The following is a 13,942-nucleotide window of genomic DNA, read 5'->3' as shown; positions in this document are numbered from 1 at the left end:
CGCTACTCCCTAGTCATAGTTGATGTGCACCTTGGTATGCGCCGGCGCCGCCCGATGAATCAGGCACTCAAGCGCCGAGCCCGGATTCACGCCGAAGCGTTCGCCCCAGTAGCTCGCGCCGAAACGCCGCCCGAGCAACAGTCGCCCGCCGGTGTTGAGCGTCCACATGAACTGCGCTTCCCAGGTGCCCCAGTGCGCCGCGCCGAAACGCGAGCGGCCCATGCGCGGTGCTTCGAGTTCGGTGATGGTGGCGTTGGGGTAACCCTGGCTTTTGGCGATTTCCAGGTAGTAACCGACGGCCTGGCTGCCGACCGCCAGCAAGCGGCGGCGCACGGCGAGGCGACGGTCGTCGAACAGCGGTGTGGCGCCAAGGCACGGGTCGGGCAGGTTCATCACCTGCTCCCAGTCCGGCACCAGTTCGCTGACGCCGGCCGGGTCCATTTCGTTGAGCAGATCGGCGGCGCGAGCGTCGAGGCGCGCCAGCTCGACGGCGACGCCTTGCAGCACTTCCTCAAGTTCCGGCACGCGCTCCGGATCCCACGCCGGACCGCTCGGCAGCAAGGCGCGCAGTTGCGCCTGGTATTGCGCGGCGGTTCTTATGGCAGCCATACGCACCCCCCGAAGGTGAGCAGTTCACTGTCAGCTGCGGCCACGTTCGCCACCGGGGCCGACAGCACGTGATCGGTCTCACCCGCCGCGCTGCTGATCGCTTCGCGGATATGGCTGATCAACAGATCTTCGCCCAGATCGGCTTCACGGTTGTGCAGGTCGCGCAACTGGGTTTCAACAGCGGCGCGCACGGCGGTGGTGTCGGGGGTCAGCTTCAACTGATAGGTCACCGGTTTCTGCACCGGAGGACGCACGTGGACTTCGGCGGTCACCGGGCGCAGCGGTTCGATGTAGGCCTGCACTTCGGCCAGTTGATCGGCATTCGGTACTGGCTGCGGATCATCGTCGCGCATGATGTACACGCCGACGGTGCCCGGTCCGAGGAAGCCACCACGGCACCACGCGCGGGTCACACCCGGCACTTCCAGCGCCCAGGTTTCATAATCGCTGGCCGAACCGCCGTGGGGGATGACGCGATAGGAACGGATCACCCGCGAGCGCAGCGACTCCAGGCTTTCCCGCGCCACACCGCCGTTGAGTCCCGGCGCCAGTACGACAAAGCTGTTACTGACCACACCGGTGACTGGCTGCACCGGCGTCAGCGCCAGCCCGGCCTCGGCATTGCCCAGGCTGCCGGCATCCAGTGCCGCGATGGAAGTGCTGTTGACGCCATTGACGGTGGTGCGCGCGGCAGTGACTTTGAAGGTGCGACCGTCGCTCGATTGCAGCAATGTATCGGCGTCCAGCACCGCGCCCGCCGTGGCGTTGAAGCTGACCGTGCCGGTGGCGACCTGCGCCGGTTTGCGCGGCTGGTTCAGGCGCAATGCGGCGATCCGTTCCAGGGTCGATTCATCGGCGGTGTCGGGCAGGATCTGCTCGGCAATCCAGTCGAGGTAGCCGTACAGACCATAAGCGGCGCCGCCGAGTGTGCGGGCCAGGACTTGCGCATCGGACTGGCGCAGCGAATCGCCGGCCAGGTCGCTCTGGGTGCGCTTGATCAGCACCGGCAGCGAAGGGGTTTCAAACGGCATAGATCACCTGCCAACTGTTATCGGGATTGATGTCCAGGCGTTCGCCGTCGGCCAGGGTCAGGACCGTGCGCAGGTTCAGGCGCTGGGCGTCGAGGCGTTCGCTGATGATGTCGATGGCGCTGCAATGGCCGTCGTCGATCAGCCATTGCAAGGCTTCGCGGGCATAGAACTCGGCATCCATCTGGGTCTGCCGGGTCAGCTTGACCCGGCGCAGCAGCCACAGCCGCGAGCCGATGCGATCGTCGGCAACGGTGGGAAAGGTGTCGCCCCACCAGCCGAAACGCTCCTCATCGTCGAGGGCATCGTCGTCGGCGGCGCGGCGCCAGGTGAACAGGCTGATCAGTACGGCTCGGGTCAGCGCGGCGTGGAGGTTCTGACTGAAAAGCATCACTGACCTCCCGCCGGCGCGCCGGTCTGGCCGCTGCCCGCCTGCACGCCAACGTGTACGTGCTTGATCTGGCTGATGCCGCCGGCCACTTGATCGTCTTTGGAAACGATCTTGCCGGTCTGGTTGATCACCGGCGTCTCGAAGTTCACGGCGGTGCTGGCGCGGATGTTGAGCGTGGCGGTTTCGATGTCGATGATCCGCCCGCGCTTGAAGTGGATTTTGTCGCCCTCGTCGGTGTAGATCGCCACTTCACCGGCCGCCAGCGACTGCAGGCGATAGCGACGGTCGGCGACCACCAGGGCGATGGCGTGGGAACGGTCGCCGCCGAGGAACGTGACGACGCCTTCGGCACCGGCCAGCGGGTGGCTGGTGAAGCCGTAGGGTTCGAAGTGCTCCATGTCGTCGTTCACTTCACCGGCGGTGAGGCGCATTTGCAGCGATTGCAGTTTGGATGCCGAATTGGCGAGCACGACAGTGCCGCGCGCCAGCAGGCGTGTCAGTAGGCTCATAGGTTTTCCTCTAGAAGTCGGCCAGCCACAGACAAACCCTGTGGGGGCGGCGGTGCGACGGGTCGACTTGCCCGCGATGGCGGTGTGTCAGGCAAAGAAGTGTTTGCGGTAACCACAGCTATCGCGGGCAAGCCCGCTCCCACAGGGTCAGGTGATGCCAGTCTGGTTCGGCGTCAGGCTCAGGTTTTTTTCGGGGGAATCGGGTTCGCGTCGAATGTGTGCGGCGGAGCCACCTGCAGGGTGGTGACCGAGCCTTGCGCCGACAGCGAGTACGTCACCTTGGAGATCAGCATGTCGCCATCGAAACCGAGCACCGGATCCTTGACCTTCACCAGCGTGTTGTGGCGCCACAGGTCGCCGTTGGACTGACGCCAGCCCTGCACCTGATAGGTAGTGGTCAGCGCCCGGCCCATGCGCGTGGCGCTTTCCCACTGGGCCCGTTGCTGGGCCAGTTCGAACGTCAGTTGCGAGCCTTCGTTGATGATCGTGGTGCGCCGACGCTTGAAGCTCAGGTCAGTCGCGCTGGATTCAACCTCGCTGACCGCCGCCCCGCTCTTCTTGTCGTTGCCCTTCTGCTGGCCGATCACCCGATACTCGGAGAACACCTGGCTGTGATCCATCGGCGCATTGGCCGAGAGAATGTTCTTGCCCAGCTCCAGCGCATCGCTGGCGCGACCGCCGCTGCCCGGTTTGGCCAGCACCAGCCGGCCCTCGGCGTCATCGGTGGAAAACACCCGGTACAGCGAGAGCAGACGGTCGATCGACTGAAACACCGTTTCACCCGGAACGATCGTGTGCTTGCTCAGGCGTGCGGTTTCGGGAATTTCGTTGACCACCATCAACGCGTACTCCATGGCCAGGGCCTGGACGATGTTCAACAGCGATTGATCCTGCCATTGGCCGGGGTTGTTTCGCGCCGCACAATCGACCAGATCCTGGGTTTTGGAACTGCCTTCGATGCTCAGGCTGATTTGCCGCCCGTCATAGCTGATCGGGGCCTTGAAAACGTAACCGGTGAGCACCAGATCCTTGCCGATCCGCACTTCGCACGGGTCACCGGCCTTGATCCGCTGATCCACGGTCTGCCCAGGCCATTGCCAGGTGATGTCGAGTTTGAAGGTGCGGAACTGGCGCTCCAGATCCGCCGTGATTTCCACGCTTTTCCAGCCACCGTATTCCATGTCGCCAACGCTCAGCGTGACGCGATTGTCTAGGTCGCTCATGGCTTACTCCCCTGAAACCTTGACGTCGTTGGGTGAGAAGCCGGGGTGGGACAGGCCGTTGCGCTGAATGACCTCGGTCACTCGGGTGGCGTCGCCAAACTGCTTGTAGGCCACGACCACAGCCGGAAAGGTTTCCTGGAAGGTTTTGCTGACCAGCCGCACACCGGACGACGCCACAGCCTTGAGGTGCGCGATCAGCGCTTCCTTCACATCGGCGATGGCCTGATAGTGCGCGGGATCGGCCTTGTCCTGGGCCTTTTGCAGCGCTTCGATCAGCTCTTTTTGCAATGTTTGCAGATCATCGGTGACCGGCACTTCCTGACGGCTGACCGGCTGCTTCGACTGCTGGTCCAGCGAAGGTGTCGAGTTCAGTTTCACCGGGTTAGACGCCACCGGCATCGAGGCCACCCATTGCGCCACTTTGACGATCAGGGTGTCCTGCACCAGATTGGCCATCGCTTGCGCGGCGGCGTTGGTGTCCTTGCCGGTGGTGATTTTCGGCGCGTCGGCCTTGCGGATGGCTTCGATCTGTTGGGACACGTCGGCAATCACGCCACGGTAGCCTTCCTTCGCGAATTCCTTGAGCTCCTTGATATCGCCGAGCAAGCCCTTGAACTCCGCCGCTACTTCCTTGGGCAGTTCCTTCACGGCCCTGACCAATTCGGTGATCTGCTTGTATTGCGCGATCAGCGGTTTGAGTTGCTCCTTGATCACGTCATAAACGCCGGTGAGGCTGTTGCGCAGATTGGTGATGCCGATCCGCGCCGCCTTGATCAGGATCATCGCCTGTTCGAAGCGCGCCACCGCCGAACCGAGCAAACCGTCGGCCTTGATCAGCAGGACTTTTTGCGTACTGACCGTCGCCGTCGGAAACGGCAGCGGTCGGTCGGGGTAGAACTTCAGGCTGAACGTCACCATCCCGCCGTCCTGGCGGGTGTGGGTCATGTCGCATTCGCCGACCTTGACCTGTAAGCGGCCCAGCCACGGATGCACCAGTTCGCCGCTGCCCTGCTCCAGGGCCTGGAGCAACTTGTCGCGCTGCTCCAGGCAATCGGCACCGATGATGAACGCCGTCAGGTCGTGAGTCTTGGCCTGTTGACCGAGGTCCTCGAAAAACGGCAGGTCGCGTTGCGGATATTCGTGCAACTGCCCCTTGCGGCCGACCGGGGTTTTCGCCTGGTCGATCCAGAAGCCGACACCGCGAAAGGATGCCGGCAACAAACGGTCACGCCAGTTCATTGGAACCTCCCATGGACAGCGAGCGATAGCCGATGCGCGAACTGAGCGCCAGCCCCGGTTGATTGGTTTGCGGTTGATCGGTACGCAGCCCCGCCGGCGCGTTTTCGAAGCGCACCGTCAGGCCGCCCTCGAGTTGCGTGCGGTTGTTGGCGGCGCTTTGCTGGATCAGGGCGCTGGAGGATTGCGGCAACGAGCCGCCCTGCAACGCACCGCCACCCTCGGGTTTCGGGCTGGCACCGAAGAATGCCGGCGCCAGTTCGCCCTTGCCTTCGGCATTGGTCTGGCGTTGCGCTTCGGTCAGGGTTTCGACCTTGCCGGTGACCTTGGCGATCAGCCCGGCGAAGCCACCGTCGAACAGTTCCTTGATCGGTGCGATGACGGTTTGCAGCTTTTGCCACAGCTCGCCGAACCACTCGGTGATCGGTCCCCAGCTCTCGATGATCTGATCCAGAGGTTTCCATTCGAACAGGCCGTGCAAAAAATCCACGACCGGTGCGGACAGCGCGAGTACAACCCCCCACAGCGCCGAGAAAACCTCACCGATCGGCTGCCAGTACTGTGCAATCTGCTCCAGCGGCGACCACTCGAACAGACCGGTGAAAAAGCCTTTGACCTGTTGCACTGACGCTTGCAGTGCCGTCCAGATCGGTTCGAAGAATCCGACGACACCACCCCAGGCGCTGGTGATCATCTCCATCGGGAAAAAATCGAACAGTGTCCGCAACGTATCCCGGGTGATTTGTACGGCCGATTGCAGCGTCGTCCATACCGGCTGGAAGTACGCAATGACACCGCCCCAGGCGCTGGTGATCATCTGCATGGGCGAGAAGTCGAACAACGACAACAGGAAATCTTTAGCCGGTTGCGCGGCTTTTCGCAGGCCGCTGAACATCGGTTCGAAGAACCTGACAACACCGCCCCATGCACTGTTGATCATCTGCATCGGCGAGAAATCGAACAGGTTTCTGAGAAACGCCATCACCGGCACACTCAAGGCCTTGAGCAATTCCCAGATCGCCGAAAACAGACCGGTCAACGGCCCCCAGTTTTCCAGGATCAGGCCTGCGGGCGACCACGAGAAAACCGACTTGAAGAAGTCGATCACCGGCGCGGTCACGGCCTTGACCTTGTCCCAGACTCCCGAGAAGAAACCGGTGACCGGTTCCCACAACGCCGCCAGTGTCTCCAGCGGCCGCCAGTCGAGCACCGAGCGCAACATCGCCATTGCACTGGCTCCGGCGTTTTTCACGCCCTCCCACAATCCGGTGAAGAACGCGGAAATGGGTGTCCAGTTGGCCACGATCAAACCGGCCGCCACGGCAATACCCATGGCGATCAGCATGATCGGATTGGTCTTGAGCACCATGCTCATCACGTCCATCACCTGGGTCATACCGGTGACGGCGGTCTGCATCGCGGAAAACGCAATCGCCCCCGCTGCCAGGCCTTCGACCAGTTTCGGGTTGTCGGCCAGCAGGCTGCCGACCTGGGTCAGCATCGGTTCCAGCCCGACCACCAATGCGCCCACTGCCGGTATCAGTGCGGCGTCCACCGCAGCGGACACTTTCTCCATGGACGCACTGAACACGTTCATGTTCTGCGCGGCGGCTTTCGGTGTTTCCGGCAGGTCGACGGTTTTCGCCGCCTCGCTGACCTCGGCAAGCTTGCCCTGAAACGCCGCAGCCGATTTGATGCCGTCCACGAACGGCGTAATCACGCTGCCGCCCTTGAACAGACCGCTGATGTCGAGTTTGCCGAGGCCGGTCTGTTCGAGGTTTTTCTTGAAGTCATCGACCTTCACTCGCAGGGCGCCGAGTTTGGGTGACAGTTCGTCGATGCCGGTTAGCAGCACCGACGCTTTAGCTTTGGTTTCTTCTGCCATCACTGCACCTGCTGCATCGCATTGATCCGTTGCGCGTGCTCCAGCGATTCGCGAAGCACATCCAGTGGCCTGGCCATCATCTGTTCGGGGTCAACCTTCCAGAACCAGGCCAGGTCATAGGCGACCGAAATCAGGTCGGTGATGGCTCCGACGCCGCACTCATGAAAAAACTCGCAACGGCCCAGCTCAGCGCGTTGAGGTCAGCCAGATCCAGCTGGTTGACCGACGACGGCGGAATGCCGGCGCACACCGCGATGTATTTGGCCGCCACGTCCATGTCGAGGCTGACCTCTTCGCTCTTGTCGATCTTGTACGGCAGCGCCTTGATCGCTCGCACTTCCTGCACCGTCGGACGGCGCAGGACGAGTTCGGTCAGGGGCTCGCCGTGAGCTTCGATCGCAACTTGAAGCTTCACGGCGCCGCTCATTGCCAGGTCCCCTTGATGCCTTCGAATTTCAGTTCGATGGTGGCGTCATCGCCCTTGGAGACTGGCTCTTCGACCAGATAGGCACCGGCCAGCACGTAGACTTTGCCGTTGCTGAATTCGCAGGTGACGGTGATGTCGGTGCCTTCGATCAGCTTCTTCAGCGGGAAGTCGGCGGTGTGCAGCGCGGTCACCTTGAACGACGGCGCAACGTCGGTTTCCTTGTAGAAACCCGGCACGACGGTTTCGCGTTTGACGGCCATCAGCGGGGCTTCGCAGCCGCCGTTGATGGTCAGTTGTGCACCGTCGACCTTGACGTAGCAGGTGCCTGCAATCAGTTGACCCATGGTGTTACTCCCTTCAAATAAAAAGCCCACGCAAGGTGGGCTGAAATCACAGTGTCAAACGCACCGATCAGGCGACGTCGTCGTACTGCAGACGGAACTGGTTGAGCAGTGCGAACACGCGCAGACCGTTGATGTAATCCGGCGGGAACAGCACGTTCACGCGGCTCGGGTCCTGCACGTCGCGCTCGACGATCAGGTGCTCGGCGAACAGCTCGGCGTTTTCCACGTGGCCTTCGAGTTCGAGCTTGGCGTACTGGGCGATCAGCTCACCGCGAATGGTTGCCGGGGTGACGATCGGCTGGCCGGCGCCGAAACGGGTGCCGTCGGAAGCCAGCTTGTGGCGACCGTATTTGCTGGTGATCACGCTTTGCAGACGACGCACGATGAACGCCGACTGGTGCATGGTTTCGCTGTCCAGGTACGAGTTGTCGGCCTGGCCGTAAGCGTTCTTCTGGTAGGTGGTGATCGAGCGCTGGATGCGCACGTAACCGCCTTCGTAGTACGCGGTGGCGATGCCGTAGTTGAGCAGCGACTGACGCTCGGTCAGGGTGAAGCGCTCGCTGGCCGGTGCCGGATCGACGCCTGGCAGGCTGCCGCTCTGGGTCGGACGGCTGGCGTCAGCGGAGATGAACACCGCAGTGCGTGCAGCCAGTGCCGCAGCTTGTACCCACACTGGTTGCGGAACGCCCGGCTCCAGCGCCTGAATGGTCATGTGCTGGTCGTTGCGGGCCTGACCGGCGGCCACCAGCGTGCCGACGGTGCCGCGCTTGGCACTGTAGACGTGACCGAACAGTTGCTTGGCCCACGACCAGCGACCGGTGCTGTCGTCCATCACCGCTTGCCAGGTGTTGAGGGTAGCCAGGTCGGACCATGGCAGCGCGATGAACTCGAACGGCTCGTCGCCCAGTGCGGCCACCGCTTCAACCTGGTCAGGCACACCGACGCCGCCGGTCATGGCGGTGATCGCGGTGGTCAGGCCGGCCGGGGTTTCTTCACCGTTGCTCTTGCCCAGGCGATTGAATTGCAGGCTGATGTCGTTACCGCTCTCGCCAGTCCATTTGGCGTTCAGGGTGACGACGCCTTCGGCAGCTGCAGCGCTCACCGGCAGATCGGCGGTGGCGTTGATTTTCTGTGCCAGGGCGGTGGCCGCCTGGGCAGCGGTGGCACCGTTGACGACGGTGGCCTGCACGCGGACGCCGCCGACATACAGGTTGAGCACGCCAGCCTGAGTCGCGGTGCCGGTCAGGGTCACTACGCCTTTGGCGATGGCGCCGGTGGCGTTGTGCAGCGGCAGGCACCAGATCTCACCGATCGGGTCGGCCTTGCGGAAGGTCTCGTACATCGAGGCGAGCATCGAGCCCTGGCCGCCAATGCTCTTGGCCAGCGCCACGCTGGAGACCAGCACCAGTTTGCCGACTTCGCTCGGGGCGATGTTGTCGTTGACCTGCGCCACGATCAGGCGGCGCATGGACGAGGACGCGCTATTGGCGGCCGAGTTGTCCATTTCGGCATAGAACAGCGGTACACGAATGTCCGCAGGGATGTTGCTGAATCCGATCGCCATTATTTGGCTCCCTTTTGTTTGGCTGTTGCGGTTTTGAGGGTGATATCGCCGTCGGCCAGACGCCGGCGCCACCAGGCGCTGTCCAGCACTTCACGGCCTTCCAGTGGCAGCAGGTCTCCGGCTTCCGGGTCCGGCACGGCACGGCCGGCGGCCGGCACTACGGTGATGCGGTTGCTCATGGGGTTACGTCTCCAGAGAAAGTCATTTCCACGCGCCCGTCAGGGCCCGGGCGTTTCAGGTTGGGGTCGGCCGGATCGATCGCATCGACCCGAACGGTGGCCCCGGTAAAGGACGACAAACCGTCCAGTTCGCGTTCGTGCCAGCTCTCCGCAGGCTGACTTGGCAGATTGCGGCCCAGCTGGAACTCGGCAAAGAAGCGCAGCCGGTAAAAAGCGCGGCTGGTGTTGATCGAGACCGTTTCGCCGCCGTCATAAACGATGGCGCTGTAGTTGGAATCGGGTTTGAAACCCACCAGCGCACGCCACAGTTCGGCGCGCAGGTCGTGCAACAGATCCAGCGCTTTTGCGCCGTCCGTGGCGTCGAGCACCAGGATGATTTCGAAGCGGTCGCGGATCGGTTGGCTGGCGGAGTTCTGGGCGGTGCTGGCGCTGGCCAGGTCGGCCAGGGGTAAAACATGAGCCGACGGGGTCGGCAGATTCGGGTCACCTTGCAGCAGCGCCAGGTCGACACCTGTCACGATATGGCCAGCAAGGCTTGGGCATTGCGCACGCAGCTGCGTGAGGATCGGGGAGATCTTCATGGGGAGCGTTCCAGAGAGATTTTTTGCTGGGAATGCCTGAACGATCAGGCTTTTGGATCGAGGCTCGTGGCTTCGATGACGCAGCGATAGCTTTCATCGCGCTTGCCGCTGGCAGTCACTTTTTCGATCGACCAACGCCCGCGCAGGAAGTCCGGCCAGGTCTCGTCGAGCAACAGCAGGCCTTCGGCAGACAACAGCGGATTGCCCGGGCAGGTGATCTTCACCTTGTATTTTTCCCGCAGCATCTTGCGCACTTCGCCCTCACCGATAGCCTTGGCCTCCTCCTCGCTCTGGCAAGTCTGACGCACGGTCTTGTACGGCTCCTCGCCAGTCAGTACCTCACGCATCACACCTTTGGCGTTATCCCAGAAGCTGGTTTTGCAGCCTTTGGCCTGCGCGCGGGCGGTCTCTTCAAGGGTCGCGCCGATGAACGCGTGATCGCCGGGGCGGTTGTTCTCGGTTACCGACAGACGCACGTCCGCCAGTACCTTGCCCGACAGTGATTTCACCTGACCGGGCCGCGCCAGCACATACAACTCGCCCACCGGTTTGGCGATCACTTTGTACTTCTTCGCCAGACGCGTCAGGAAACCCATGTCGGTTTCGTTGGACTGGTCGATGTGATCGATCCTGATCAACGCCAGATCGGGCGCGACCCTGGGTGAAAACCCGTGGCGCGAAACCAGTTCGCGAAACAGTGCACCCAGAGTGGTCGGGCCATGACTGGCCGTCCGCCGCTGTTTGAAGCCGGTCTCGTCGGCGGCGCTGAACGGTGCGGCCGTGGCGACCAGTGTCAGGCGAAACGGGAACAGGGTCGGTGTCAGGCGCGTCACTTTGAACAGGCCTTTATCGACCATTCCCGACTCAAGATAGCCAACCCGAAGACCGATTTTCCCACCCAGTTTTGGCAGGCCATCAAGCCCTTCCAGATCGATCGTCAACGTCAGTTGATCAGACTCTATACCGGCGGCATCGACATGCTCCCAACTCATCAGGCGCTGGTTGAGCAGCGCCGCGTTGGCCCCATAGATTTCCACGACCGGGGTGAATCCCTGTGCCATGCAGCCTCCTTAATCCCAGGCCGAAACCGGTTTGATTGCGGCGGGTTTCGAGTCGAGTTCCGGCAGCACCACCCAGACGCCCGCAGGCAAAACCGGGCCGTGTTCGGCCAGGGTGGGGTTGAGTGTCCACAGGGCTTCTTCGGCGACGTCATCGCTGCGCCCGGTTTCGCGGTAGAGCAACAGATTCACCGAATCACCGGCCACGCTTCGTACCTTACGCATTGTTGAACTCCGCCAGTTCGATGACCCACTTGATGACCATCGCAGTGCCATCGTCGATGACCTCGCTCTGGTTCTCCTGGATGCTGTTGATCCGCCACAGGCCCCAATTGCGACCGATGCCGTCAATCAACGGCAGCGGCGATCTCAGTGCCTGCAGCGCACGCAACTCATCGAGCCGGTTCATCGCCACGGCGTACATCGAGGTACCGGAGATGGTCAGGGTTTCGGGCTTCTGCCCGGTCTGGTGGGACTTGGGTTTGCTGGTCAGGATCGGCAGTTCCGTCCAGCCGCCATCGGACTTTCGCGCCAGCGTGCTGTACGCAAAATCCCGGGACAGGCCGAAGATGAAACTGCCCAGTGCCATTTGTTGTTTCATTGGGCGACTCCATCGGTCAGGGCTGCGTCACGGCGCGTCCCGAGTGGGTTACCCGTCAGCAGCGGCATGAATTGGCCGTGGAACTGGCCGGACAGCTGTTGCTCGATAATCGATTGAATCTGTTGGGCAGTGTCGGGTGCAGGACAAGAGACCTGGATGGTCGGAGCGAAGGAAATCTGCTGGTTCTGCGTCTGTGCACCAGAGAGGTCTTTGGCGACTTCGGCAGGAGGGGCGAGTTTGTCCGGCGCGGTGGACATGAGCCTCTCACCTAAAAAGCCTCCTCCTTCAGCGCCCAGCCATCCCCCGACCAGTCCACCGATCAGACCGCCAAGTGCAATACCTGGCGCCAACCCCACACTTCCAATGGAGGCGCCGATCGAGCTACCGGCGACTGCGCCGGCCCAGGCACCACCGGCTTCACCGAGCCCCTTGCTGATCTGCTGTTTGTCACCGCTGGCAATACCTGCGGCGACAGCCGAAGCACCCATCGCCGCCTTCGCCTGCCAAGGCATCCAGCGCGAGGCCGGCTGCATCGATGCGAGTGCAGGCTCCAGCCGCGGAACAGCAACCCTTGCAGTCTGTTCGAGTATTTTCAGACCGTTGCCAGCGCTGGCACTACGACTGGCCAGAGCCAGGCCCTGAGTTTCAGCCACGGCCGTCGCAGAGGTTGCTGCAGACAAGCCGAGCTTTGAACGACCGGGAAGGTAACTGGCAGCTTTATCAACGATCCATTTGCCTCCCCGGTCTTTCAGCTCACCGACCACCGCATCGGTCACGGCGTCGAACACCGGTTTGATCCAGGCCGTCGCCGTCAGAACGGCACCCGTGGTTTTCGGGTAGGTTTCGGCCAGATCGCTCAGCGTGTCTATCGAATGGCTCTCACCGGTTTTTTCGATATCCGGCGCCAGTGCATTACCTTTGGCGACCGACAAACGTTCCTCACGAGCATTCTTGATGTTCCACTGCCCCTGCTGAGTTTCGGCAAGTGCCAGTGCGGACTGCCTCACCGAGCTTTTATCACCCAGCTTCGATGTCGCGTATTGGCTTTTGTCGCTCACGAGGTAAAAGGCTTCATTCACCTTGCCCAGGTCTTGGGACAGCGACAACGCGGCCTCTCCGCTATCCGCGAACAAGGTCCGGGCCAATGTCGAACGCTGTTCCACCGGTTTGGCATTCAGCGCCGCAAGCACCGATAGAACAACGCCTTGGGCATTCTGCTTGTCAGGATCACGCATGGCTTCAGCCAATGCCTTGGGATCTAGGCCCAACTGCTTCCAGGCACCTTTTTCGGCCATGGATGCTTGATCGCCCTTGCCCAGTGCACTGGAAATGTTCTTCAGCGCATTGCCGGCATCGTCTTTTTTCGCGCCGCTGTTCAGCAACGCTGCCGTCAACGCCGCAGCCTGTTCAGGTTGCAAGCCTGCGCTGATTGCCGCCTCGCCCGACTGCTGCAGAACAGAACCAATATCCGCTGTCTGCACATCTCCGGGCATTTTGCCGAGATGGTTGGCCGCATCCGCCAGATCAAGGGCTTGATCACGCGAGAGCTTCATCGAAGTGCGCCAGACCTTCAACATTTCGCCGGCTTCCAGCCCCGAAACCTTGAATGCCGATGCAGTGATGGCCGCATCGCTGGCAAAGGTCAGCAACTCGTGCTTTCTACCTTCCTCGTTCACCGCTTCGCTGCCGATTCCCGCCTTGGCTGCCAGGGTTTCAATCCTGACCAGTTCGACCCCGGTCGTGCCTCCGGCAGCCACCAAAGTGGCACTGGCCATTTTCAGGCTCGTGAGTGCCATGTCTTTCCCGTCATCGCGGGAGAGCTGCGCCACACTCGCAAGCGTGGCCGCCGCCGAATCCATCGCCATCGCGGCCTTGCGCGTCTCGGGAAGCTCATGCCCTGCTGAGGATTTTTCCGGTGCTTTTTGTCCTCCGGCTGACTCACTCTTCGCTCCGGCATTCGCTGCCTGAGGCAACGCACGCAAGGCGGCCAGGGTCACGCTCAATGCTTCGATTGCCGTCGTCAGCAGTACGATTTTTCCGCTGGCTGTCAGCAATGCCTGACGCAGACCGCTGGTCTGCTCCATGGCAAGTTGCCCGGCAGATGTATTCAGCGAAGCCGTGCTCAGCGGGATACTGCCAAATCCTGCGCCGGCGCTGTCACCGGCATTCACGAGCGCAAATTTGCTCTCTGCCATGCCGCTCTACTCCTTTTTCACGCCAAGGCGAGTGATCGCTATGTCGTAGCGGCGCAACGCCTTTTCGGCGTCCCACTCCAGAATCTCCGCCTCACTTACCGGGTAAATGAGC

General features: G+C 62.1%; 16 protein-coding genes. All 16 read right to left on the bottom strand.

The annotated features are described in order from the left end of the window. Positions 1–9: 9 nt before the first annotated feature. A complete protein-coding gene (locus AC1MDC_RS05555) occupies positions 10–609 on the bottom strand; it encodes a YmfQ family protein (RefSeq protein WP_085697370.1) in 600 nt (199 codons plus the stop codon). Beyond that, positions 597–1,640 carry a baseplate J/gp47 family protein gene (locus AC1MDC_RS05550; protein WP_085697369.1) on the bottom strand — a complete coding sequence of 348 codons (1,044 nt, stop codon included), beginning with the start codon at positions 1,638–1,640 and terminating at the stop codon, positions 597–599. The genes AC1MDC_RS05555 and AC1MDC_RS05550 overlap by 13 nt, the downstream gene beginning before the upstream one ends. Further along, the gene (locus tag AC1MDC_RS05545) at positions 1,630–2,028 is read right to left on the bottom strand and encodes a phage GP46 family protein (protein WP_007954906.1); all 399 of its coding nucleotides are present in this window, start codon (positions 2,026–2,028) and stop codon (positions 1,630–1,632) included. Before AC1MDC_RS05545 ends, AC1MDC_RS05550 begins: the two co-directional genes overlap by 11 nt. Then, positions 2,028–2,537 (bottom strand): phage baseplate assembly protein V, encoded by a 510-nt coding sequence (locus AC1MDC_RS05540; protein ID WP_085683326.1) that lies wholly within the window; start codon positions 2,535–2,537, stop codon positions 2,028–2,030. Before AC1MDC_RS05540 ends, AC1MDC_RS05545 begins: the two co-directional genes overlap by 1 nt. 179 nt (positions 2,538–2,716) lie before the next feature. Then, a complete protein-coding gene (locus AC1MDC_RS05535) occupies positions 2,717–3,760 on the bottom strand; it encodes a phage baseplate assembly protein (protein ID WP_480392641.1) in 1,044 nt (347 codons plus the stop codon). Between the two features lie 3 nt (positions 3,761–3,763). Continuing rightward, on the bottom strand, positions 3,764–4,999 hold the full coding sequence (locus AC1MDC_RS05530; RefSeq protein WP_480392640.1) for a DNA circularization protein: 1,236 nt from the start codon (positions 4,997–4,999) through the stop codon (positions 3,764–3,766). After that, entirely contained in the window at positions 4,986–6,881 is a 1,896-nt protein-coding gene (locus AC1MDC_RS05525) for a phage tail family protein (protein ID WP_139834827.1), read from the bottom strand. Before AC1MDC_RS05525 ends, AC1MDC_RS05530 begins: the two co-directional genes overlap by 14 nt. Positions 6,882–7,011: 130 nt before the next feature. Then, positions 7,012–7,308, bottom strand: coding sequence for a phage tail assembly protein (locus AC1MDC_RS05520; RefSeq protein ID WP_003222226.1), 297 nt, complete (start codon positions 7,306–7,308; stop codon positions 7,012–7,014). Beyond that, the gene (locus AC1MDC_RS05515) at positions 7,305–7,652 is read right to left on the bottom strand and encodes a phage tail tube protein (RefSeq protein WP_085697365.1); all 348 of its coding nucleotides are present in this window, start codon (positions 7,650–7,652) and stop codon (positions 7,305–7,307) included. The genes AC1MDC_RS05520 and AC1MDC_RS05515 overlap by 4 nt, the downstream gene beginning before the upstream one ends. Positions 7,653–7,719: 67 nt before the next feature. Next, the gene (locus tag AC1MDC_RS05510) at positions 7,720–9,216 is read right to left on the bottom strand and encodes a phage tail sheath subtilisin-like domain-containing protein (RefSeq protein ID WP_085697364.1); all 1,497 of its coding nucleotides are present in this window, start codon (positions 9,214–9,216) and stop codon (positions 7,720–7,722) included. After that, positions 9,216–9,395, bottom strand: coding sequence for a DUF2635 domain-containing protein (locus AC1MDC_RS05505; protein WP_007954893.1), 180 nt, complete (start codon positions 9,393–9,395; stop codon positions 9,216–9,218). The genes AC1MDC_RS05510 and AC1MDC_RS05505 overlap by 1 nt, the downstream gene beginning before the upstream one ends. Next, positions 9,392–9,976 carry a phage tail terminator protein gene (locus tag AC1MDC_RS05500; protein ID WP_480392639.1) on the bottom strand — a complete coding sequence of 195 codons (585 nt, stop codon included), beginning with the start codon at positions 9,974–9,976 and terminating at the stop codon, positions 9,392–9,394. The genes AC1MDC_RS05505 and AC1MDC_RS05500 overlap by 4 nt, the downstream gene beginning before the upstream one ends. A 44-nt stretch (positions 9,977–10,020) precedes the next feature. Beyond that, positions 10,021–11,037 (bottom strand): phage late control D family protein, encoded by a 1,017-nt coding sequence (locus AC1MDC_RS05495; RefSeq protein ID WP_480392638.1) that lies wholly within the window; start codon positions 11,035–11,037, stop codon positions 10,021–10,023. Positions 11,038–11,046: 9 nt separating this feature from the next. Then, positions 11,047–11,259, bottom strand: coding sequence for a tail protein X (locus AC1MDC_RS05490; protein WP_085697361.1), 213 nt, complete (start codon positions 11,257–11,259; stop codon positions 11,047–11,049). Further along, entirely contained in the window at positions 11,252–11,635 is a 384-nt protein-coding gene (locus tag AC1MDC_RS05485; protein WP_085697360.1) for a phage tail protein, read from the bottom strand. The genes AC1MDC_RS05490 and AC1MDC_RS05485 overlap by 8 nt, the downstream gene beginning before the upstream one ends. After that, positions 11,632–13,830, bottom strand: a complete 2,199-nt coding sequence (locus AC1MDC_RS05480; protein WP_480392637.1) for a phage tail tape measure protein — start codon at positions 13,828–13,830, stop codon at positions 11,632–11,634. The genes AC1MDC_RS05485 and AC1MDC_RS05480 overlap by 4 nt, the downstream gene beginning before the upstream one ends. Between the last annotated feature and the right edge of the window lie 112 nt (positions 13,831–13,942).

This window comes from Pseudomonas sp. 1 (assembly GCF_056626735.1).
The sequence above is the reverse complement of the archived record's forward strand: the minus strand, read 5'-3'. Positions and strand labels throughout refer to the sequence as shown.